Annotated in this window: 18 protein-coding genes; 12 read left to right on the forward strand and 6 right to left on the reverse strand. The window is 35.8% G+C overall.

What is annotated here, in order from left to right:
* Positions 1–24: 24 nt before the first annotated feature.
* Positions 25–759 (forward strand): amino acid ABC transporter ATP-binding protein, encoded by a 735-nt coding sequence (locus NSS97_RS04550; protein ID WP_002010843.1) that lies wholly within the window; start codon positions 25–27, stop codon positions 757–759.
* Positions 760–810: 51 nt separating this feature from the next.
* On the opposite strand, the gene sasP is transcribed toward NSS97_RS04550, so the two are convergent.
* Positions 811–1014, reverse strand: coding sequence for a small acid-soluble spore protein, SasP family (sasP, locus tag NSS97_RS04555; RefSeq protein ID WP_000013349.1), 204 nt, complete (start codon positions 1012–1014; stop codon positions 811–813).
* A gap of 490 nt (positions 1015–1504) precedes the next feature.
* Between sasP and NSS97_RS04560 the strand changes: the two genes are divergently transcribed.
* Positions 1505–1750 (forward strand): hypothetical protein, encoded by a 246-nt coding sequence (locus NSS97_RS04560; RefSeq protein ID WP_002087367.1) that lies wholly within the window; start codon positions 1505–1507, stop codon positions 1748–1750.
* 16 nt (positions 1751–1766) lie between these two features.
* Here NSS97_RS04560 and NSS97_RS04565 read toward each other — a convergent pair whose 3' ends face one another.
* Both NSS97_RS04565 and NSS97_RS04570 read right to left on the reverse strand, forming a co-directional pair.
* A complete protein-coding gene (locus NSS97_RS04565) occupies positions 1767–3227 on the reverse strand; it encodes a YheC/YheD family endospore coat-associated protein (RefSeq protein WP_050000858.1) in 1461 nt (486 codons plus the stop codon).
* Positions 3228–3246: 19 nt separating this feature from the next.
* Entirely contained in the window at positions 3247–4299 is a 1053-nt protein-coding gene (locus NSS97_RS04570) for a YheC/YheD family protein (RefSeq protein ID WP_002010850.1), read from the reverse strand.
* Between the two features lie 125 nt (positions 4300–4424).
* On the opposite strand from NSS97_RS04570, the gene NSS97_RS04575 reads away from it, so the two are divergent.
* The 6 genes from NSS97_RS04575 (at position 4425) to NSS97_RS04600 (ending at position 11202) form a co-directional block, all read left to right on the forward strand.
* Positions 4425–5570 (forward strand): DUF445 family protein, encoded by a 1146-nt coding sequence (locus NSS97_RS04575; protein WP_107887892.1) that lies wholly within the window; start codon positions 4425–4427, stop codon positions 5568–5570.
* 143 nt (positions 5571–5713) lie between these two features.
* Complete coding sequence (locus NSS97_RS04580) at positions 5714–6070, forward strand: YlbF/YmcA family competence regulator (RefSeq protein ID WP_000164622.1); 357 nt, start codon at positions 5714–5716, stop codon at positions 6068–6070.
* Positions 6071–6280: 210 nt separating this feature from the next.
* Complete coding sequence (gene alsS, locus NSS97_RS04585; protein ID WP_044444664.1) at positions 6281–7969, forward strand: acetolactate synthase AlsS; 1689 nt, start codon at positions 6281–6283, stop codon at positions 7967–7969.
* A gap of 16 nt (positions 7970–7985) precedes the next feature.
* Positions 7986–8744, forward strand: a complete 759-nt coding sequence (gene alsD, locus NSS97_RS04590; RefSeq protein WP_016119663.1) for an alpha-acetolactate decarboxylase — start codon at positions 7986–7988, stop codon at positions 8742–8744.
* Between the two features lie 218 nt (positions 8745–8962).
* Positions 8963–10042 (forward strand): glycosyltransferase, encoded by a 1080-nt coding sequence (locus NSS97_RS04595; RefSeq protein ID WP_107887893.1) that lies wholly within the window; start codon positions 8963–8965, stop codon positions 10040–10042.
* Between the two features lie 50 nt (positions 10043–10092).
* Positions 10093–11202 carry a glycosyltransferase gene (locus NSS97_RS04600; RefSeq protein ID WP_044444667.1) on the forward strand — a complete coding sequence of 370 codons (1110 nt, stop codon included), beginning with the start codon at positions 10093–10095 and terminating at the stop codon, positions 11200–11202.
* A gap of 179 nt (positions 11203–11381) precedes the next feature.
* On the opposite strand, the gene NSS97_RS04605 is transcribed toward NSS97_RS04600, so the two are convergent.
* Positions 11382–11996, reverse strand: a complete 615-nt coding sequence (locus NSS97_RS04605) for a DNA-3-methyladenine glycosylase (protein WP_107887894.1) — start codon at positions 11994–11996, stop codon at positions 11382–11384.
* Positions 11997–12130: 134 nt separating this feature from the next.
* Between NSS97_RS04605 and NSS97_RS04610 the strand changes: the two genes are divergently transcribed.
* From NSS97_RS04610 to NSS97_RS04625, 4 genes are all read left to right on the forward strand, one after another.
* Positions 12131–13003 carry a Cof-type HAD-IIB family hydrolase gene (locus NSS97_RS04610; protein ID WP_000640394.1) on the forward strand — a complete coding sequence of 291 codons (873 nt, stop codon included), beginning with the start codon at positions 12131–12133 and terminating at the stop codon, positions 13001–13003.
* 418 nt (positions 13004–13421) lie between these two features.
* Complete coding sequence (locus tag NSS97_RS04615; protein ID WP_445285989.1) at positions 13422–17825, forward strand: MSCRAMM family protein; 4404 nt, start codon at positions 13422–13424, stop codon at positions 17823–17825.
* A 141-nt stretch (positions 17826–17966) separates the two neighbouring features.
* Positions 17967–19457, forward strand: a complete 1491-nt coding sequence (locus NSS97_RS04620) for a coproporphyrinogen III oxidase (RefSeq protein ID WP_002010930.1) — start codon at positions 17967–17969, stop codon at positions 19455–19457.
* 270 nt (positions 19458–19727) lie between these two features.
* Positions 19728–21284: a fatty acid--CoA ligase gene (locus tag NSS97_RS04625; protein ID WP_044444669.1), complete on the forward strand. Its 1557-nt coding sequence runs from the start codon at positions 19728–19730 to the stop codon at positions 21282–21284.
* 157 nt (positions 21285–21441) lie between these two features.
* Here NSS97_RS04625 and NSS97_RS04630 read toward each other — a convergent pair whose 3' ends face one another.
* Complete coding sequence (locus NSS97_RS04630) at positions 21442–22047, reverse strand: DedA family protein (RefSeq protein ID WP_044444670.1); 606 nt, start codon at positions 22045–22047, stop codon at positions 21442–21444.
* A gap of 199 nt (positions 22048–22246) precedes the next feature.
* On the reverse strand, positions 22247–22879 hold the full coding sequence (locus NSS97_RS04635; protein ID WP_107887897.1) for a GNAT family N-acetyltransferase: 633 nt from the start codon (positions 22877–22879) through the stop codon (positions 22247–22249).
* Between the last annotated feature and the right edge of the window lie 3 nt (positions 22880–22882).

Raw genomic sequence — 22882 nt, forward strand, 5'->3', positions numbered from 1 at the left:
TTCATAAAAGGAGTTTTTGTTTTTATGATTTCAATTCAACATTTACAAAAAAGTTTCGGAGATAATACCGTATTAAAACATATAGACTTATCAGTTGAGAAGGGCGAAGTGGTTGTTATTATCGGGCCATCTGGATCTGGTAAAACGACATTCTTGCGTTGTCTCAACGTGTTAGAAACGCCGAACGCTGGTAACATTCGCATCGGCAATAAAGAGCTCGATTTCTCTCAAAAAGTATCGAAGAAAGATATTGTAAATCTTCGTACGCAAACAGGTATGGTATTCCAACACCATAATCTATTTCCTCATTTAACAGCAATTCACAATGTAATGGAAGGGCTCGTTACAGTGAAAAAGATGGGGAAAGAAGAAGCGAAGAAAAAAGCAAACTATTTCCTTGAAAAAGTTGGTCTTGCGGATAAAGTAGACTTATATCCGTTCCAATTATCAGGTGGACAACAACAGCGCGTTGGAATCGCTCGTGCGCTTGCGATGGAGCCGGAAGTTTTACTATTTGATGAGCCAACGTCAGCACTTGATCCTGAGCTAGTTCAAGAAGTTTTAAAGGTTATGAAAGAACTTGCTAAAGAAGGAATGACGATGGTCATTGTAACGCATGAAATGCGCTTTGCTCATCAAATTGCGAACCGTGTTATTTTCATGGATGGCGGTGTCGTTGTCGAACAAGGTACACCGGAAGATGTATTTACAAATCCAAAAGAAGAACGAACGAAGAAGTTTTTACAAATGTTGCAATAAATTAAGGAAGGTCTCAAGGCATATGCCTTGAGACCTTTTTGCCATATATATTTATTTTTGGAATCCGCCAAGGCTTTGCTCAGCCATTGCAACTAGACGTTTTGTAATTTCTCCACCAACAGAACCGTTAGCGCGAGCCGTAGAATCTGCTCCTAATTGTACACCAAATTCTTGAGCGATTTCGTACTTCATTTGATCGATTGCTGCTGTTGCACCTGGTACTACTAATTGATTGTAAGAACTTTGGTTTGCCATAGGAATATATCCTCCTTAGAGTTATAAAAATTTTTTTGGTTGGACTAGCTGGATTTGAACCAGATTATCGCCCCGTTTGGCGCTAATCCATCGGTAATTAAGTTTGTACTCATAGTATGGATGTTACCTAGAAAGATATACAAAAAAATAATTTGTAAATTTTGTAAAAAATATTTCATCATTTCGTAAATTATGAAATAAGAGTAATCGTTGTATTTTTAAGAAAGAAGGCTAAACTAAGAGCGAAATCATATGCGTTTTTTTCTTTGTATAACCAGCTTGGCTTACTTAACTTATGATTTGTTAAAGTGAGACAAATTCCAGTTTAGTAAAATGAAAATTAAATCGGGAGCAACTGCATAGTTCTGTTTTAACCCAGGATGGGGCAGAAAAAGGAACTGACCGCGTCTATGCACGGCTAGATGCTCTCTTTAATCTAAAAAAAGGGCTTTTTAATTGTTTTTAAACGATAACGTATGGAGGAATCATGATGGGAATTTGCCCGCTTTGCAACGCGCTAGAATCACAAACATATTCTTGTCAAAATTGCCAAGGTATACTCCAAGATTATGGGAAAACTGTAGATTACATAGACGATTACAGTGCATATATGGATCAAGAATTATTAAGTGCAGTAGACGGTTTAACACATAATAATTCACAGGAGTATTGCAATCATGTTTTTTATTGCGGAGTATGTAATGTGGAAACAGAAGTTGTAGTGAAGCTCGTTTAAATAAAAAACTTCCACCTTATGAAGGAGGTGGAAGTTTTTGTTTTTGTATTTGTGAGTTAATCATAGGGGAAGGGATGTTTTCGGTATGTGACGAAGGACCTGATTTTATTTGTGACATTTTTTCTTTCGTGTCGCGCAAAGAGTGTTCAGTTAAATAGATGGCATATTCATAAAATAATTGGCGCGTAAGTTCACTTTGTTCTTTTAACTTTTCATCTTGGAATACAGTTCGCCCCGGTTTAGAATTTGCTTCAAATAGCCACGGGTTTTCCGTGGTGTCTAAACCAATGTCAAAACCAATTTCTCCAATGTTCCCGGTTACTTGCCCATCAAGTGCATAACTGATCTGTAAGGCTGTTTGTTTTAGTTTATTTTCAATTTGAACTTGCTTTGTTGAATCAGGAAATAGTTCCTGAAGTAATTTCGTATCACCGCCGCTATTTACATGAGTTGTTAAGCTACCTTTGCCGGCGATTTTTGCGACGATTGCACTGACTACCCAATTACCAAAATGGTTTTTATTTGTATGAATGCGAAAATCGACGGGTTGCCCTTCGAAGCGGAGCAGTGAGATACCTTGTTGTACGATAAACTTTTTTAAATCATGTCCTTTTAACACATGGTTAAGAAGGGCTTCTAATGATTGATACTTTCTTAGTTTGTTTTGTTCATTTTCACGATAACGACAATAGTAGCAATTATCAGTTTGAGAATAGAGTATTTGATGAATATTTCTTCCGAAGCTACCGTGTATTGGTTTCATATAAATGTACTTATACGTACCGAGAAGTCGTTCTACTTGTTCAAAATGTTGAAATACTTCTGTATTTGGTAAGAATGGTTTAATTGAATCTTCTTTCATTAAAAGTTGATGCACTTCCCATTTATTGAAAAATCCCGGATTAAACCACGGAATCCCATAGTCGCTTTCTAAACGTTTTTTTGCTCTTACGATAGGTTTGTAATTTTCTGCTTGCCGATTTGGTAATCGGTCGTAAATGACATTTGGTAAAGGGACTTTGTTTTTTACCCATTTTCCTTCTTGAAAGAAGTACCCTTCAATTGTTTCCTCTTCCCAGTTTATATGTTGAATGCCAAAGACAAATACAAATGGCTGCAATGTGAATGGTGGTGTTAATAACTCACTGAGAGAGATGGAACGACTTCCTAAAGGAGAATTAAAATCATCGTTAAAGCCAGTTGTAAAAATCCCGATTAATGGGCCGAAAACAATGGTTTGATTGTGTAAGAAGGCATGGATTGTTGCTGAATGCGGTAGTAAAAGATCGGCTGCAATCTGTTCGCCAATAATAATTTCTCGCGTGAATGAATAATGAATTTTAATATTCTCACATGTAATATAACGTAAGCCAAAGAAAAAGGATGTAATTGGTGGTGTAATAGAAAAAACGTAAGGTAAAGTAATACTATTTGGATGCTCATCTGAAATACTTAATGTATATATGTGCTCTTTCAACGGGGATTTCCTCCTTTCGTTATGGTGTAAATCGGCTAAACTTTAATGGACCATGAAAAATTTGTTCAGCCAGTTCGTCGTTGTACCTAGTATAAACATCGTAAGAAGGCATCGTATTGACGTACATAAGCCAAATGGCACCTTTTTGATCCATAATGGTAGAAAGCTCTAGTTCAAATAATGAAGAATAGGACTGATCGAGTGTTTTAAACACTTCATTTACAACATCATGTAAAGCATCTTTTAATAATTGAACGCCAGTTGGAGAAAGTAAATATTTAATTTTAGAAAATGGATGTAACATAGAACGTTCTGTTGCTGAAAGTAAAAATTGTGCTGGGAATGAAGATTTTTGTATAAATTGACCGAGCACTTTCCAATTCTGTTCTTTATTTTTTTGCATAATGGTTCGAATATGAATCGGATATGATAGTTGATTTGGAGGTTGTAACATTGGATGAATCATATAACGGAATGAGTGTATGTTCGATTTGCACCATGATATAAATTTATCTGTTCGTTTGAATTGAGTAGAAGTATGATGTTGTTCATTTATTGTATCGATATGAAATGTTTTATTTTTGTAAGTGGCCCGATATAAATTTTCATTGGAGTGTATATTGATTGGTCTTATAATAATATCTCTTGTTTCTAGTAGTAATTTAAAAATTCCTTGTACTGTTCCTTTTATTATTTTTGGTACGTAAGGGGAAAGACGTTTATTAGTAAGAAAAAGATTGTGTAAATCGCTTGGGTTAATAAGTGTGTTGTTTAAAAAAGTAGTGGAAGAACGTTTGTGTAATGAATGAATAATCGCATTTGCTTGTTGGAATTCCTCATCCTCTTTGAAATGACAACGATCATATATATATGAAGGAATGGGAAAGGTTTGATCTATCCAATTTCCTGTATCTGTATCGTAAATAAGACCAGAAACAAGATCTGTCTTTGAATCAATGCTAAACGGTGTGAATTGGGCAACGACGTTATGATAAAGACGAGCTCGCTTAGCGATTTCGGTGTAATACGTTTGCTCGTGATGGAGCCCGGAAGTTAAAAGACCAAGAACCAACGAAATCACTCCTTTAGTAATAAGATGTTTGCATTATAGGCGAAGCTATATATTGCAAATACGTTTTTATACCATTATACTTTTGTCCGTATGATGATATGCTATAGTTTTGGAGAAGTGAAAGGTTGATTGTGATGAATATATGGTTAAATATGTTAATAACGACAGGGCTCGGGGCAATTATTGGAGGATACACAAATCATTTAGCGATAAAAATGTTATTTCGTCCTCATCGTCCGATTTATATTGGGAAGTTTCAGGTTCCATTTACGCCAGGATTAATTCCGAAGCGCCGCGATGAGCTTGCTGTTCAATTAGGTAAAATGGTTGTAGACCATTTGTTAACACCAGAAGGAATCGGAAAAAAACTAACAAATAAAGAGTTTCAAACCAGTTTAATTCGCTGGACACAAGTGGAAGTTGATAAAGTAATTACAAATGAACAGTCGTTACGGGATATGTTAGAAAAATGGAATTTAGAACATGTAGAAGAAGAGGCGATCGGGAAAATCGAACATGTTATTACAGAAAAAATTCATGCATTTTTAGCAGAGTACTATACATATACATGGGAACAGGCGTTACCTCATTCTATACATGAAAAAGTAGAGAATACGATTCCGAATGTATCGGCGTTTATTTTAGATCGAGGAATTCGCTTTTTTGAAAGTGAAGAAGGGAAAGGTCGTCTTTCAAAAATGATTGATGATTTCTTTGCTTCTAGGGGAACGCTACTTAACTTAGTCGGAATGTTTTTAGGGAATGTCAGTTTAGTGGATCGAGTACAGCCAGAAGTCATTAAGTTTTTAGGACAAGATGGCACGAAAAAGCTTTTAACTGATGTACTGCAAAAAGAGTGGGAAAAGTTAAACGGAAGAGATGTAAAAGAATTAGAGACGTTTGTAGAGAAAGAAATGATTGTGAAATCCATACTGTCAGCAGTTAAAGTAGAGGAAACAGTGAGTAAATTTTTAAATCAGTCTGTTCAGCAAGTATGTGAACCGGTCCGAGAAACAATCATAGAAAAAATCGTCCCAAGTGCAGTAACGAAAGGCTTGAAGTGGGGAACAGAAAATGTAGAGAGCATACTAAACAATCTACACCTTGCGGAAATTGTCCAGCAAGAAGTTTCTACATTTTCAACGGAGAGATTAGAAGACCTACTTCTGTCCATAACGAAAAATGAATTGAAAATGATTACGTATTTAGGGGCATTATTAGGAGGAATGATCGGACTCGTGCAAGGGGTGTTACTTCTGTTCCTTAGGTAATAAAAGCGAATACATAGAAATAAAAGTGAAATTTCTTCACATCTCTTGCATAGTTTGATATGGTAAGAAGAGGTGCGTATGTAAATGCACTTAAAAGGCAGTGCGAGCGAAAAGCGCTAGCCTTCTAAAGGAGGAAAAATAAAATGACAAAAAACATTCATGATGTTGCATATGAATTACAAAAAACAATCGCTGAAAACGAAGATTTCCAAACTTTAAAAGCAAGCTACGCAGCAGTACAAGGAGATGCAGAGTCAAAGAACTTATTCGATGAGTTCCGCACGATGCAACTTGGCCTACAACAAAAAATGATGCAAGGTCAAGAAATCACTGAAGAAGATAACCAAAAAGCACAAGAAGTTGTAGCTCGCATTCAACAAGATGCTAAAATTACAAAGTTAATGGAAACTGAGCAACGTTTAAACATCGTTATCACTGACGTTAACAAAATTATCATGAAGCCACTTGAAGAATTATATAACGCGCAACAACAAGCGTAATGATGAAGATGCTCCTAGTATAGGGGCGTCTTTTTTATTGTAGAAAAATGTAAGGGTTTTCCTTTCGGTTGTCAAAAAACTGTCAAATTCATATCGTTGGAAAAATAATGCATTTGTAATATAATGATAAATGATACTTCACCAAATTAATTAACTAGGTGAAATTAAAAATCTTTATTACACACATTATGAAATAAAGGGATGATTAGTTTGAGTACAGGTGTAAAAGCAAACGACGTGAAAACAAAAACAAGAGGAGCAGATCTTGTTGTTGATTGTTTAATTAAACAAGGTGTTACACATGTTTTCGGTATTCCAGGAGCGAAGATTGACTCTGTATTTGATGTACTGCAAGAAAGAGGACCAGAGTTAATTGTTTGTCGTCATGAGCAAAACGCAGCATTTATGGCAGCTGCTATTGGTAGATTAACAGGGAAACCGGGCGTATGTCTTGTAACTTCAGGACCAGGGACATCAAATTTAGCGACAGGTCTTGTTACTGCGAATGCGGAGAGTGATCCCGTTGTTGCTTTAGCTGGTGCAGTTCCGCGTACAGATCGATTAAAACGTACGCATCAATCTATGGATAATGCTGCATTATTCGAACCAATCACTAAATATAGCGTAGAAGTCGAGCATCCTGATAATGTACCAGAAGCACTTACTAATGCATTTCGAAGTGCTACTTCTACAAATCCAGGAGCAACACTTGTAAGTCTTCCGCAAGACGTTATGACTGCGGAAACGACAGTAGAATCTATCGGTGCGCTTTCTAAGCCACAGCTTGGAATCGCTCCCACAAATGAAATTACATATGTAGTAGAAAAAATAAAATCAGCGAAATTACCAGTTATTTTACTCGGTATGAGAGCAAGCACCAATGAAGTAACGAAAGCAGTTCGTGAGTTAATTGCTGGTACAGAACTTCCTGTTGTTGAAACGTATCAAGCAGCTGGTGCAATTTCACGTGAGTTAGAAGATCATTTCTTCGGCCGCGTTGGATTATTCCGTAACCAACCAGGTGATATTTTACTAGAAGAAGCGGATTTTGTTTTATCTATCGGCTATGACCCAATTGAGTATGATCCGAAATTCTGGAATAAACTTGGCGATAGAACAATTATTCACCTTGATGATCACCAAGCAGATATCGACCATGATTACCAACCAGAGCGTGAATTAATTGGCGATATCGCTTTAACTGTAAATAGCATTGCGGAGAAATTACCGAAGCTTGTATTAAATACGAAATCAGAAGCAGTTTTAGAACGATTACGCTCGAAATTATCAGAGCAAGCAGAAGTTCCAAACCGTGCTTCAGAAGGTGTTACGCATCCACTTCAAGTCATTCGTACACTTCGTTCTTTAATTAGTGACGATACAACCGTTACATGTGACATCGGTTCCCATTCTATTTGGATGGCGAGATGTTTCCGTTCTTATGAACCACGTAGACTATTATTTAGTAACGGTATGCAAACGTTAGGTGTTGCACTTCCTTGGGCAATTGCCGCTACTTTAGTTGAACCGGGCAAGAAAGTTGTTTCCGTGTCAGGTGATGGTGGTTTCTTATTCTCTTCGATGGAATTAGAAACAGCGGTACGTTTAAATGCGCCTGTTGTCCATCTCGTTTGGAGAGATGGTACATATGATATGGTTGCGTTCCAACAAATGATGAAATACGGTAGAACATCAGCTACAGAGTTTGGCGATGTTGATCTTGTGAAATATGCAGAAAGTTTCGGTGCAATAGGTCTTCGTGTCAATACACCAGACGAATTAGAAGGTGTATTGAGAGAAGCGTTAGAAGCAGAAGGTCCTGTCATTATTGATATTCCAATTGACTACCGTGACAACATTAAATTAAGCGAAAAATTATTACCAAACCAATTAAACTGATGGGGGCATGAGTGAGATGACTGTTGCGCAATTAATTGATATTGATGCAAAAAGAACGAAAATGAGTAATGAAGTATATCAAACATCTACAATGCTTGCGCTATTAGATGGTATATACGATGGTGTTATTAACTTTGAGGAACTGAAAGAACGTGGTGATTTTGGCATCGGTACATTTGATCAATTAGATGGTGAAATGATTGCGTTTGATAATGAGTTTTACCATTTACGTTCAGACGGTTCAGCGGAAAAAGTAGAACCGGAAGAAACAACACCTTTTGCGACTGTAACGTTTTTTGAAAAAGAAATGAGTTATACGGTAGAGCGTCCGATGAATCGTGAAGAAGTGGAAGCATTATTACATGAGTTAATGCCAAGTAAAAACTTATTTTATGGTATTCGAATGGACGGTACGTTCCGTGAAGTTAGAACGAGAACTGTTCCAAGACAAGAAAAACCGTATACGCCGCTCGTTGAAGTGACGAAATCACAACCGATTTTTTCGTTTAAAGATACGGATGGAACGATGGCTGGATTTTGGACACCGGATTACGCGCAAGGTATTGGTGTAGCTGGTTTCCACTTACATTACATTGATGATGAAAGAAGCGGGGGCGGACATGTTTTCGACTATGTTGTAGAAAACTGTACGATCCAAATTTGTCAAAAAGCTCATATGCATTTAGCACTTCCTGAAACAGCTGATTTTATGGCGGCTGAATTATCAAGAGAAAACTTAGAGAATGATATTGCGGCCGCGGAAGGTGCGGAGTAAAAAGGAATCGAAATTATGTATTCTCTATATAAAGAACCGAAGTCTTGTTCAGACTTCGGTTTTTTTCATTGATTCACAATCTTCGAGTAAAATACCCCTATATAATTTCACTGCACCGCCTCATTATGTTTCTTTTGTAAAATGAAAACTCAATTTTGAAGCAAAAGAAATATAAATTTCTCTCCAAACATATACATCAAAAAGATAGGGGGGATATGATGGGAAACTCAATTACTATTAGTTTATGCATGATTGTAAAAGATGAAGAACAAACTATATCAACATGCTTAGAATCGGTCAAAAGTGTTGTGGATGAAATTATTATTGTAGATACAGGTTCAACAGATGGTACAAAAGAAATTGTGAAGAAGTACGACGCGAAAGTTTATGATTTTCAATGGATTGAAGATTTTTCAGCGGCACGAAATTTTGCATTTTCTAAAGCTACAAAAGAATACATTCTTTGGCTAGACGCAGATGACATAATAGATACGGAAGATATAAAGAAATTGTTGCAGTTAAAACATACGTTAGATCGTAGTACGGATGCAGTATCTATGAAATATTATTTAACTTTTGATATAGAAGGAAATCCAACACATTCTTTAAGGAGATATCGATTAGTAAACAGAAGTAGAAATTTTCAATGGTATGGATTTGTTCATGAATATTTAGAGGTGCATGGAAATCTTATAAATAGTGATGTAGGGGTAAGTCATAAAAAAATAAAAGCATATACTAATCGTAATTTGAAAATATATGAAAAACATCTTGAGAGTGGAAAAGAATTTAGTCCCCGTGATGTGTACTATTATGCAAATGAATGTAAGGATCACAGATTATTTGATAAGGCTGTTAAGGGGTATTCTAAATTTTTAGATGAAGAAAAGGGTTGGGTTGAAGATAATATTCAAGCTTGTTTAAAAAGAGCCGAGTGTTATTTAGAATTGGGAGACTTAAAAAAATCTGTACAGTCTTGTTTACAATCATTTACGTATGACACGCCTAGAGGAGAACTTTGTTGCCACTTAGGACGTGTATTTTTGCAACAAAACGAATATTCCAAAGCGATATATTGGTACCATGCAGCAATTGATGGGCCACGCCCAAAGGATTCTCCATTTGTCCGGGAAGAGTGTCATACATGGTTGCCGCATATTCAACTATGTATTTGTTATGATCGAATAAAAGAATATGAAAAGGCAATTTATCATAACGAACAAGCTGCACAGTTCATACCTAATAATCCAAGCATTGAATATAATAGAAAATATTTTGATAGTTTATCGGAAAAATAATATTTAATAATACTAGATAATCATTTTGGCTGCTGAGAGGAGTTTGATTCATGCTCACAAGTATAATTATATTGACTCATAATCAATTACAATATACAAAAGAATGCATCCAAAGTATTAGAACGTATACAGTGGAACAAGAGTATGAGTTAATAGTTGTGGACAATGCGTCAACAGATGGTACTGTAGAATGGTTACAAAAACAATCGGATATTATGCTAGTGAAAAATGCGGAGAATATGGGGTTTCCAAAGGGATGCAATCAGGGGATTAAAGAGGCAAAAGGTGATAATATTCTATTATTAAATAATGATGTGGTCGTAACTGAAAATTGGCTAAGCAACTTAATTCGGTGTTTATATGAAAGTAAGGATACTGGAGCGGTAGGGCCCATAACTAATAATGCCGCTTACTATACTGCTATACCAACCTTTTATAAAGATATTGAAGGAATGCAGAAGTTTGCAACTTTATATAATCAAAGTGATAAAAATAAATGGGAAGAACGTATGAAATTAATCGGATTCTGTATGCTTATAAAAAAATCAGTGTTAGATGAAGTTGGATTATTAGATGAACGATTTACACCGGGGAATTATGAAGATGATGATTTGTCACTAAGAATGTTTGAAAAAGGATATAAACTGTATTTATGTAAAGATACATTTATTCATCACTACGGAAGTGTCTCATGGAAAGAAGATAGTATGAAATTTTCTGTAGTTTTACATGCAAATAATATAAAATTGTATGAAAAATGGGGATTTTATGGTGAAAGTTTATACATTCATTATGATTTACTAGCAATTGTAGATCGATTTGCGCCTGATCAAGTGAATATTCTTCATATAGGAGCTGGATGTGGTGCAACTTTATTAGAAATGAAAAGGCGTTATCGAGCAGTTTCCATATTTGGAGCAGAAATTAATGAAAAAGCAGCAGCTCTTGCAAATAGGGTAGCTCCTACAACTTCTGCTGAGTATGACAAGTTACATGAGGTATTTACAGATGAAAAATTTCAGTACATTTTGTTATCACATCCTATTGAGCCAGCGAAATTACCGCAGGTCATACAATCTATGTCACAACTTTTAACGCCAACAGGAACCTTCATTATGTCGAAATTCAATTTAGATAATTATTATGCATTAAAAAAATAATGCTTTTAAGATTTTCTCTTTGGAGATGAGCTGTATTTGGCAATGTTGGAGGAACAACGGTTTCTTTTATAGAAACAAAACCGAAATCCGAGCCCGGATTTCGGCTTTTCGACGTGTGATGAATTACGAAAAAAGAGCTATCCTATAAGTTGGTTTCACTGACTTATAGGATAGCTTCTTTATTTTGAAACAAACGGATGCTTTTCATAATAAAACCGCCATGGATAGTGAACGGCTTCTTCTGCATAATCAATATTAATACGAGGGCCAGCTATTATGTTATGTGTGGATGATAAATGGTCTTCTTCAGGAACTAATTCAATATGTAACGTATCACTTTGAAGTGATATGCCGCGCTCTTCTAAAGTGATTCCGAGCGCGCGGCATAGTTTTCCGGGGCCATTTGTTAAGTTTTTATACTGAGCTTTCGTAATGTCGGTTTTGTTGTAGCGCGCTAGTTTCATGTCTTCGATTCCATCTACAGGTTCAAGAGCACGAATGAGAACTCCTTGCGGGGTGCCGATTGGTGCTGTAATTACGTTAAAGCAATGATACATGCCGTAAATTAAATATACGTAAGCATGTCCGGGTGCACCGAACATTACTTCTGTTCGATCAGTCCGTCTGCCTCCGTAACTATGAGCGGCCTTATCATCTGGACCTTTGTATGCTTCTACTTCTACAATAATTCCGCTCCGCTTTATGCCGTCTACAATATGAACGAGTTTATGTCCGAGTAACTTCTTTGCGACCTCTAACGTATCGCCTTCATAAAAAGAAGAAGGTGCCTGCATTGTACTATCTCCTTTGCCAGTTGTATATGTATATAGTAAACCAAATTTTCAGTAGTAATTCTAACTCGTTCTATTTACTACATTTATTTCATAAATTATGGATAGAGTACAACAGCGAAGAGGGGGAGTGCGACATGATTTATCGCTTACTAGCTCTTAATATAGATGGGACACTACTATACAACAACGGAAAAATCGCAAAAGGGATACGAGAAACAATTGACTTTGTGAAAAGAAAAGATGTATACGTTACATTATTTACGAATCGTAATTTTCAATCTGCTCATAAAATAGCGAAGGCGTTAAAATTAGATTCTATATTAGTTACGCATGGCGGTGCTTTCGTTTCAGCATCGTTAGATAAGCCGTTCGCTCAAAGGAGATTATCTGAAGAGAAAACCTTTAATATTGTGCAAGTGTTAGAGCATTTTGATTGTAATGTTCGCATTTCTCATGAACGATATTCAATTGGGAATCGTGAGAGAAATACACCAAACTTAATTGCGCGTACTGTATTATCAAGCGCAGATCCGTTATTTTATCCAGTTCAATTTGTAGATTCGCTAGGGGATGCACTGCGTGATCATCCAGTAGCTGCGCCAAAAATTGATATTGTTTTCCATACGAAAGGTGAAAAAGAAAGAGGGATGAATACGTTAAAAAAGGCATTTCAAGATGTAGAGTACGTCGAGTGTGATGAAAGACATATAGAAATTCTCCCTCAAAATGTATCAAAACTACGTGGTTTACAATTACTTGGGGAGCATTTAAATATTAACCTTAGTGAAATGGTTGCGATTGGAGATAGCGTAGAAGACTTAGAGGTAATTGAAAATGTTGGGCTTGGGGTAGCGATGGGGAACGCTCCTGTAGAATTAAAGCAAGCGGCGGACTGGATTACACGTTCTAATACTGAGAACGGCGTAGAGTACATGATTAAAGAGCATTTTCGTAAGCAATTCCCGCTTCCTTTTTTAAAGAATCATAAACATACACCGAAACGATGAAAAAAGAAACGTAGCATTTTGGCTACGTTTTTTTGTCGACTTTATTTGAAAAGTTTAAATCAATATTCCAATAAGAAATGAAAGCGTTTCAGGGGATGAATTGTGTCTGGAATCTATACAATTCACTTGAATACTCTAGGAAACTACTGTAGAGTGGATGATGTTGCCGAAATAGTTACACCACATGAAATATTCTTCAGATTAATTTTATTGAGCTCCCGTACGTAAAAACATTTCCGCGTGATAGTTTAGTTCACGTATTATCTCAAAAATGAATTGTAGTAATTTTATTAATTAGTTGTAGAGTTTCTTTGTTTTATTTAAATGGATTATTTTAAATTAATGTGAGTAAGACTTGGTACATATGAAATGTACTTCTTTTGTGGGTTTAGGAAGTTTAAAAGGGGGAATGAATTTCTTGAGGAAATCATTTAATCAAAAAGTAAAAAAAATAAGTAGTAGTTTTATAGTTGTATTACTAATATGTATGAATTTTTTAATCCATTTACCATTTAAAGCAGAGGCAGCTACAACAGAATTAAAAGGTTTAGGTGATGTATCTTATTACAACGCCATCATTTTTGGAGATCATAGTGCAACGAGTGCGGATATTGAGGGTGCGATGGCTGTTCAAAAAAATATGAACGCATCAAGTTATACAGTCGTAGCGGCTGCAACTGGAGCAAACAACTTAGCTGGAGCAACATGGAAAGATGAAGGATATCCATCATTATTACTAGGTGGTCAATTTACGAAAGCGGGAGCAGGACAAGTAATCATTCAAGATGGAACAGTGGCGATGACAAAAGATGGTGACCCAGAAGGTGCAATGAAGTCATCTTATGACCGTATCTCTTATAAAGAGCAAGCAGAGATTGATGCCAAGTTCAAAGAATTTAGAAAAGACGTTGATGGTGTAATTGGAGATGCGAGTCAATTACATACTGATAAACCAAAACCTAATATGAGTTTTGGCATCGGAGAGGATGTAAACAATCCTAATATTTATGTTTCTTCAGGCTTAACAGGAAAGAAAACATTTGATGTAAGAGATGTTTATCTTCCGAATGTAAATAACAAAGACTTTATTGTTATTTATTCAGACGCAGAAGAAGTGAATTTTGGTAGCGGTGCAATTTTGTACGATACGAAAAATACTGGGATGGCAACAGACTTAATTAATACATCACAAGCATATGATCCTAATTCACCTTTTACTGAGTTAGCTAGTAAAGTAATTTGGGCGTTTCCGAATGCTACAAAAATATCAACAAAAGGATATGGCGTAGTAGGAAGTGTATTTGCTCCAAATGCTGTTGTAGAGACAAAGGGTGGTTCTATTAATGGACAAGCCTATGTTGGGGGATTACACCAAAGAGATGGGTTTGAGGTTCACAATTTTAAATTTAACTGGCCGAAATGGAAAAATCCATCAGTTGAAAAAGGAAATTTACAAATTAAAAAAGTTGATGCAAACGATGAAAACATTGTTTTAAAAGATGCGAAATTTGATGTTATAGACAAAGACAATAATGTTGTAGCTACTGTTACAACGAATGAAAAGGGTATTGCTGAAGTCAAGGATTTACCACTTGGTGACTATTTTGTAAAAGAAATAAGTGCACCAGAAGGATATATAAAAGTTGATACACCAGTAAAAGTAACAATTAATGGTACAAACGTAATTGAAATTGTTATGAAGAATACGAAAAAAGTAGAGAATGGCCAATTTAAATTATTGAAAAAAGATAGTGAATCTGGTCAACTTCTACCAGGTGCAAAATTTGATGTTATAGATAAAGATGGAAATGTTGTTGAAACAATTATTACAGATGGTAAAGGTGCAGCTTTATCAAAACAACTTCCAGTTGGAACATATACATTAAAAGAAGTTGAAGCACCAAAAGGTTATGAACTATCATCTAGCTCAGTTCGTGTTGATGTAGAGGCTAATAAAGTAGTTACTGTAGATGTGTTGAATAAAAAGATCGTTGAAAAAGTAACAGGTCAATTTGAAATCGTAAAAGTAGATGCGAATGATAAAACGAAGCTATTATCGGACGCAGAGTTTGAAGTGTATAAAGATGGTAAAAAAATAGATACATTACGAACAGATAAAACAGGTAAAGTAATCTCTAAGAAATTAGAACCAGGAAAATACACATTAAAAGAAACGAAAGCACCACAAGGATACAAGTTGTTAAAAGAAGAAATTGAAGTCGTTGTGGAAGCAAACAAAGTAGTACAAGTACAAGTAGAAAATGCGAAAGAACTAGGAAGCTTACAAGTAATCAAAAAGGATGCAGAGAGTGGAAAAGTTCTAGAAGGCGCAGAATTTAGACTGAAAAACGAAAATGGTCAAGTAGTTGGGGAAGCGAAAACAACGAATAAAGATGGTGTTGTGACATTCGAAAACTTAGTGCCAGGAAAGTACACGTTAGAAGAAACGAAAGCGCCGGAAGGCTACAAAGCGGTAGAATTAAAAGTGGAAGTAAATGTTGTAGCGAATGAAGTAGTAAAACAGGAAGTTACGAACGAAAAAGTAACAGGCCAATTTGAAATCGTAAAAGTAGATGCGAATGATAAAACGAAGCTATTATCGGACGCAGAGTTTGAAGTGTATAAAGATGGTGAAAAAATAGATACATTACGAACAGATAAAACAGGTAAAGTCATCTCTGGAAAATTAGAACCAGGAAAATACACGTTAAAGGAAACGAAAGCACCAAAAGGATATAAATTACTAAAAGAAGAAATTGAAGTCGTTGTGGAAGCAAACAAAGTAGTACAAGTACAAGTAGAAAATGCGAAAGAACTAGGAAGCTTACAAGTAATCAAAAAGGATGCAGAGAGTGGAAAAGTTCTAGAAGGCGCAGAATTTAGACTGAAAAACGAAACTGGTCAAGTAGTTGGGGAAGCGAAAACAACGAATAAAGATGGTGTTGTGACATTCGAAAACTTAGTGCCAGGAAAGTACACGTTAGAAGAAACGAAAGCGCCGGAAGGCTACAAAGCGGTAGAATTAAAAGTGGAAGTAAATGTTGTAGCAAATGAAGTAGTAAAACAGGAAGTAATGAACGAAAAAGTTCTGGGTCAATTTGAAATCGTAAAAGTAGATGCGAATGATAAAACGAAGCTATTATCAGATGCAGAATTTACTGTGTATAAATATGGTAAAAAGGTAGCAGAGTTGAAAACTGATGAGAGTGGAAAAGCGATGTCACCGAAATTACCATTAGGTGAATACACAGTGAAAGAAACGAAAGCACCAGCAGGTTACAAGATTTCAAATAAAGAATGGAAAGTAACAATTCAAAATGAGAAAGAAGTAGTAAAAGTAGAGGCAGAAAATGAAAAACTCTTGGGCTCTCTACAAATTATTAAAACAGATGATAAAGATCAAACGGAACGTTTAGCAGGCGCAGTATTTACATTGAAAGATGCTAAAGGAAATGTTGTAAAAGAAAAAATTACAACAGATAAGTCTGGAACGGTTAAAGTAGAAGGACTAGTACCGGGTGAGTATACGTTAGAAGAAACAAAAGCACCAGAAAATTATGAGTTAACAAAACAAGTAATTCATGTAACAGTCGACGGTGAAAAAGTTGTTGATGTAAAAGTAACGAATAGTAAGAGCCTTGGTCAATTTGAAATCGTAAAAGTAGATGCAAACGATAAAACGAAGCTTTTATCAGATGCAGAATTTGAAGTGTATAAAGATGGTAAGAAAGTAGAGATGTTACGAACAGATAAAACAGGTAAAGTAATCTCTAAGAAATTAGAACCAGGAAAATACACGTTAAAAGAAACGAAAGCACCAAAAGGATATAAATTACTAAAAGAAGAAATTGAAGTCGTTGTGGAAGCAAACAAAGTAGTACAAGTACAAGTAGAAAATGCGAAAGAACTAGGAAGCTTACAAGTAATCAAAAAGGATGCAGAGAGTGGAAAAGTTCTAGAAGGCGCAGAATTCAGACTGAAAAACGAAACTGGTCAAGTAGTTGGAGCAGCGAAAACAACGAATAAAGATGGTGTTGTGACATTCGAAAACTTAGTGCCAGGTAAGTATATGTTAGAAGAAACGAAAGCGCCAGAAGGCTACAAAGCGGTAGAAGTTACAGTAAAAGTAAATGTTGTAGCAAATGAAGTAGCAAAACAAGAAGTATTGAATGAAAAAGTGAAAGAAAAAATCACAGGTCAAGTAGAAATTACAAAGATAGATGCTAATGATACAGATAAAAAATTAGAAGGTGCAGTGTTTGAAATTCTGAAAGATGGAATAAAAATAGACACATTAACATCAGATAAAAATGGTAAAGCAACTTCGAAGAAACTGGAACCAGGAGATTACGTTTTAAAAGAAGTCCAGGCTCCAGAAGGATATAATTTATCTGATAAGGGAATTGAATTTACGATTTCTAATGAGAAAGTAGAAGTTATAAAGCTTCAAATTACCAATGAAAAAGAAACAGGAAAAGGTCCAGAGAAACCAGGTGGAGAGACAGAAACACCAGGTGGAGAGACAGAAACACCAGGTGGAGAGACAGAAAAGCCAGGTGAAGGAACAGAAAAGCCAGGTGAAGGAACAGAAACACCAGGTGGGGAAACAGGAACACCAGGTGAAGGAATAGAAAAGCCAGGTGAAGGAACAGAAAGCCCAGGCGAAGAAGTAGAAAAGCCTAACTTACCAGAAAAAGAACAAGGCGGTTCTAATAATCAAAAACTTCCAGCTACAGGGCATAATACGGATTACCTTCCATTTATAGGTGTCATTCTGGTGTTATTAGGAATACGTTTAAGATTTATGATTAAAAATAGCTAATAGGTTTATAAAAGGCATAAGAGAAATGCTATCTCTTATGCCTTTAAGTATTTAATAGAAGAAATAAGGTAAAACCTTCTGTATTGACCTTCAAACGCCCTTCAAGTAAACTAAAGAGAGTTTGCAAATGAAAAGGTGATAATGTTGTTAATTTCAATTAAGACGTTACAAGATGATCGTTTTTTACGTCCGCTACAAAATATTGGCGGTTTATTTTTTGAAGAGAGCACGATAGGGTTTGAGAAAGAAGAAGCAAATCTTATCGTTGATATACAGATAGAAGGTAATGTGACAGCATCGGCTCGTTTAACAGATGTTGCAACCGGAAATGTATATGAAGAAACATTCGCAAAAGATTTATCTGCTTTCACAGAAGAAAAAGAACGTATGAAGCAAGTGAAACATGTTGTTTCTTACGTATATCTTTCTGTACTTCAACAGCTAACTGGACTTGAACAGAGCTGGGGAATATTAACTGGGGTACGCCCAACGAAACTTCTTCACAAACTGCTTCAAAATGGTATGTCAAAAGAAGAAGCGCATAAAGAACTTCGTGAAAGTTATTTAATTCATGAAGAGAAAATTGAACTTCTTCAGCGTATTGTTGATTGCCAATTAGCGGTTGTTCCGGATTTATACCGTTTGAAAGAAGAAGTAAGTATTTACATCGGTATTCCGTTTTGTCCTACAAAATGTGCGTACTGTACGTTCCCGGCTTATGCAATTAACGGACGCCAAGGATCAGTTGATTCGTTCTTAGGCGGGTTACATTATGAAGTTCGTGAAATTGGTAAGTTTTTAAAAGAAAAAGGTGTTACAGTTACGACGATTTATTACGGCGGCGGTACACCGACGAGTATTACAGCAGAAGAGATGGATATGTTGTATGAAGAAATGTACCAAGCTTTCCCTGATGTGAAAGATGTACGTGAAGTAACAGTTGAGGCAGGTCGCCCAGATACGATCACACCAGCAAAGCTAGAAGTGTTAAATAAATGGAATATTGACCGTATTAGTATTAATCCGCAGTCATACCACCAAGAAACACTAAAAGCAATTGGACGTCATCACACTGTAGAAGAAACGATTGAGAAGTATCATTTAGCACGTGAAATGGGAATGAACAATATTAATATGGATTTAATTATTGGTCTTCCTGGTGAAGGATTAGACATCTTCAAGCACACGTTAGATGAAACAGAAAAGTTAATGCCAGAATCGTTAACAGTTCATACGTTATCATTTAAACGTGCTTCTGAAATGACGCAAAACAAACGTAAATATAAAGTAGCAGGTCGCGAAGAAATTACTGCGATGATGCATGAGGCGGAAGAGTGGACGAAGAACCATAATTACGTGCCATACTATTTATATCGTCAAAAAAATATTTTAGGTAACTTAGAAAACGTTGGGTATGCAATACCGACGCAAGAAAGTATCTACAATATTGTTATTATGGAAGAAGTACAATCGATTATCGGACTTGGTTGCGGGGCATCAAGTAAATTTGTTCACCCACAAACAGGAGCAATTACACACTTTGCGAATCCGAAAGATCCAAAATCATATAACGATGGCTTCGTGAAATATACAGAAGATAAACTGAAAATTTTAGAAGAGCTATTCGTGTAAGAAGAAGGGGGTTGTTCCGATTTGGAACAGCCTCTTTTTATATTGTCAGTTTTTGTCGGTAAGTCGATATATTCGAAAAATAGCTGATATAAATTGAGTTGCGTTCAATATATTCAAAAATCGCCGATATAATTTCATTTACCATCAAACGGTCCATTTGTAAAACTATGTCGATAATAATCAGAAAAATTAGTCATATTATTAGAGGACAATGTCTACTTATAGACGAAATGATAGATTTATGAAAGAGAAAAGGGGGAAATTGTTGGCATGTACATGACGATAGGGAGAATTTTTGATTTGACAGTTGGCAAGTATCCGAATAAAGAGGCGTTAGTAGAACCAGAAAAAAATATTCGTTGGACATATAAACAGTGGGATGAGCAAATAAATAAAACGGCGCAAGCTCTATTGAAAGAAGGAGTAAGAAAGGGAGATTGTGTATCTGTTTACCTATATAACTGTCGTGAATTTGTAAACGTTTACTTAGCCTGTGCGAAAATTGGCGCGATCTTCAATCCAATTAATTTCCGCTTAAAAGCAAAAGAATTATCGTATATCCTCCAAGATGCAGCCTCGAAAGTAGTTGTCTTTGAAAAAGCAGTCGAATCAACAGTTGCTATGATTGAACGAGATTTTCCAAATTCGTCTTTTTGGTACGTGGAAGACGATACACCTTCCTATGCGAGTTCTTACCATGAAAAAGTAAATGAAGCATCAGCTGAAAAAGTAGATATTGTAGTAGATGAAATGGATTATTGTTCTATGCTTTATACGAGCGGTACGACTGGTCATCCAAAAGGTGTACTACATCGCCATCGTGATATGGCTGAGCATAGTATGATTTGTACGTATTTCATAAAATATAACAGGGATAGCGCCGGGCTTGTGGTAGCACCTTTATATCATTGCGGCGAGTTAAATGCTGGAATCATACCGCGCATTCAAGTTGGCGGAAAGAATGTTATTTTACATCATTTTGATACGGATAGAGTATTACATACCATTCAAGAAGAGAAGATTACGACGTTTTTTGCAGCACCGACGATGTGGAATATGTTACTGCAAAAAGATCTAACTAAGTATGATTTAACTTCAATGAAAATCGGTGTATACGGCGGAGCTGCAATGGCACCGGCGCTAGTGAAGGAATGTAAAGAGCGCCTTTATATTGATCTTGTTCAAATTTACGGAATGACAGAAATGGGACCAGTTGTTGCGTTTCTCGTAGAAGAGGATCAAATTACGAAAGCTGGTTCAGCAGGAACACCGTGCTTTAGCCATGAAATTCGAATTGTGAAACCGAACGAAGATGGACCAGCAGAGCCAGATGATACGTTGCCTCCTTATGAAGTAGGGGAAATTATTTTGCGCGGTCCAACTATGATGGCTGGTTATCATAATCGAGAAGAAGCAAATGCAAAATCGATGTATAAAGGCTGGTATCATTCTGGTGATTTAGGATACTTCGATAAAGACGGCTATTTATTCGTTGCAGACCGCGTTGATGATATGGTAATTAGCGGTGGCGTAAATATTTATCCTCGCGAAATTGAAGATTTTCTTCATAGTCACCCTGGTGTATTAGATGTTGCAGTACTTGGTGAGCCAGATGAACTATGGGGAGAGCGTGTCGTTGCGGTCGTTGTAAAGAAAGATGAAAATATTTCAGAAGTCGATTTAGAAACGTATTGTAAAGAAAGTGATGAATTAGCAGATTATAAACGTCCGCGTCATTACTTATTTGTAGATGAACTTCCTCGTAATGCGAGCGGAAAATTACAAAAATTTGTCCTGAGAGAGTCGTTAAAAGGCGCGAAAAAATAGGGAGCTATCTTTACAAATAAGATTATCTTTCTTAATAAGGAAATAGTGTCAAGCTCTTGTGTTTTTAGTTTGAGAACGGGCTGTATATAAAAAGTGGAGACTATGTGTCCCCGCTTTTTATTATTCTTGTACGCATATAAGTTTGTTGATGAAAGATTTAATTTATACCTTTTAAAATCACATGTTTTATTTTTTTGCGAAATCGGGTGATTAGCGTAATGATAATAATACCGAAGATAATTTTCCAAATGTGTTGTTCAAGTACGATGAATATATCTTCTAAGTTTTCCCCTAACCAGTAACCACCGATTAGGAAGAAGGATACCCAAAATAGGGCACCTGAATAAATTGTCATCGCAAAGCGGCGAAACGGTAAGTTGATAATTCCTGCAAAGTATCCTGTAAAGTGGCGGACGCCTGGAATGAAAAAGGCGATAAAGATTAGAAAATATCCGTATTTATCAAACCACATTTTCGTTAAATTAATTTTTCGTTCTGTTAAAAATACATATTTCCCGTATTTCTGAATGAAAGGCATGCCAAGTTTATTTCCTAAAAAGTATTGGAATGTCATACCTACACTTGTCCCAATAAAGGATAAAATAATTAAAATTGGTAAACTCAAATCACCTTGATGTGATAAAAATCCTGCATAGGCTAATGTTGGCTCTCCTGGAAACGGAAGAGCAATATATTCTAAAAGTAATCCAATAAGTACTACATAATACCCATATTGCTGAAATAATTCTTGAATCCATTCCATGTTGTGCGCTCCTTTTTAAATTGAAGTTGTTACACATCTTCCTCTTTTTCACGCTAATCGAACTGAAACAATAGTAGTAGAAGAGTTTGGCTGGAGGATTTAAGCTAGTATGATTTTTTGACAACCACTCGCGAGTGATATCATACTTAATATAGCTCTTTGCTAATTAGCAAAGAGCATTGAAGTGTAAATGTTACTATTAGTTAAAGTTATAGCGGTACAAAAATACGTTGAAATCTTCTTCTTTTGGTCCGAAATTAACTGCTTTTTCTTGTATACGTTGGAAGTTTTGTCTGTCATAAAATTCATAGTTGCATTCATTATCTGTATATAAATATAAAGATGTCACTTCTTCTTTTGTCATGTATTGGAATAAATGATTTAATAAAGATTTCCCAACTCCAAGACCTCTAGATTCTTCGGATACGATGAATAATTGTATACAGCCTTGAAAATGATCTTCTTTTCCTTGAATTAGTTCTTTATATGTTTTTTGAACTTTTATAAATGCTTTTAAAAACTCTCTATTCTCTTTATTCGTCATGAATAGTTTCAGCGTGTTAAAGGCAAAGCTAACAGTATTATGGAATCTCTTTAAACGGTTTTTATCTTTTTCGGAATCGCCTAAAATGACACCGATAATTTTATTATCGTTTTCAGCTACCTTACTAAAGGAGCTTCCTAAAATGCAACTGTGTAGGTAGAAGTTTAATATTGAATTTAAAAATTTTTTATCTGTAATGAATTCATTAAATCTAAATGCCTCACCAATTAAATGTTTTATAGGCTCATAGTCTTCTTTGACAAGATTTCTATATTTTACTGTGTTCATAAT

It is taken from the genome of Bacillus sp. FSL R12-0074, assembly GCF_038005725.1.
Classification (GTDB): domain Bacteria; phylum Bacillota; class Bacilli; order Bacillales; family Bacillaceae_G; genus Bacillus_A; species Bacillus_A mycoides.

Bases quoted from the DNA above. Each gene is read 5' to 3' on its own strand.
- NSS97_RS04550 (WP_002010843.1), top strand. From the start codon at position 25: ATGATTTCAATTCAACATTTACAAAAAAGTTTCGGAGATAATACCGTA.
- sasP (WP_000013349.1), bottom strand. From the start codon at position 1,014: ATGGCAAACCAAAGTTCTTACAATCAATTAGTAGTACCAGGTGCAACA.
- NSS97_RS04560 (WP_002087367.1), top strand. From the start codon at position 1,505: ATGGGAATTTGCCCGCTTTGCAACGCGCTAGAATCACAAACATATTCT.
- NSS97_RS04580 (WP_000164622.1), top strand. From the start codon at position 5,714: ATGACAAAAAACATTCATGATGTTGCATATGAATTACAAAAAACAATC.
- alsD (WP_016119663.1), top strand. From the start codon at position 7,986: ATGACTGTTGCGCAATTAATTGATATTGATGCAAAAAGAACGAAAATG.
- NSS97_RS04595 (WP_107887893.1), top strand. From the start codon at position 8,963: ATGGGAAACTCAATTACTATTAGTTTATGCATGATTGTAAAAGATGAA.
- NSS97_RS04600 (WP_044444667.1), top strand. From the start codon at position 10,093: ATGCTCACAAGTATAATTATATTGACTCATAATCAATTACAATATACA.
- NSS97_RS04605 (WP_107887894.1), bottom strand. From the start codon at position 11,996: ATGCAGGCACCTTCTTCTTTTTATGAAGGCGATACGTTAGAGGTCGCA.
- NSS97_RS04610 (WP_000640394.1), top strand. From the start codon at position 12,131: ATGATTTATCGCTTACTAGCTCTTAATATAGATGGGACACTACTATAC.
- NSS97_RS04620 (WP_002010930.1), top strand. From the start codon at position 17,967: ATGTTGTTAATTTCAATTAAGACGTTACAAGATGATCGTTTTTTACGT.
- NSS97_RS04625 (WP_044444669.1), top strand. From the start codon at position 19,728: ATGTACATGACGATAGGGAGAATTTTTGATTTGACAGTTGGCAAGTAT.
- NSS97_RS04630 (WP_044444670.1), bottom strand. From the start codon at position 22,047: ATGGAATGGATTCAAGAATTATTTCAGCAATATGGGTATTATGTAGTA.
- NSS97_RS04635 (WP_107887897.1), bottom strand. From the start codon at position 22,879: ATGAACACAGTAAAATATAGAAATCTTGTCAAAGAAGACTATGAGCCT.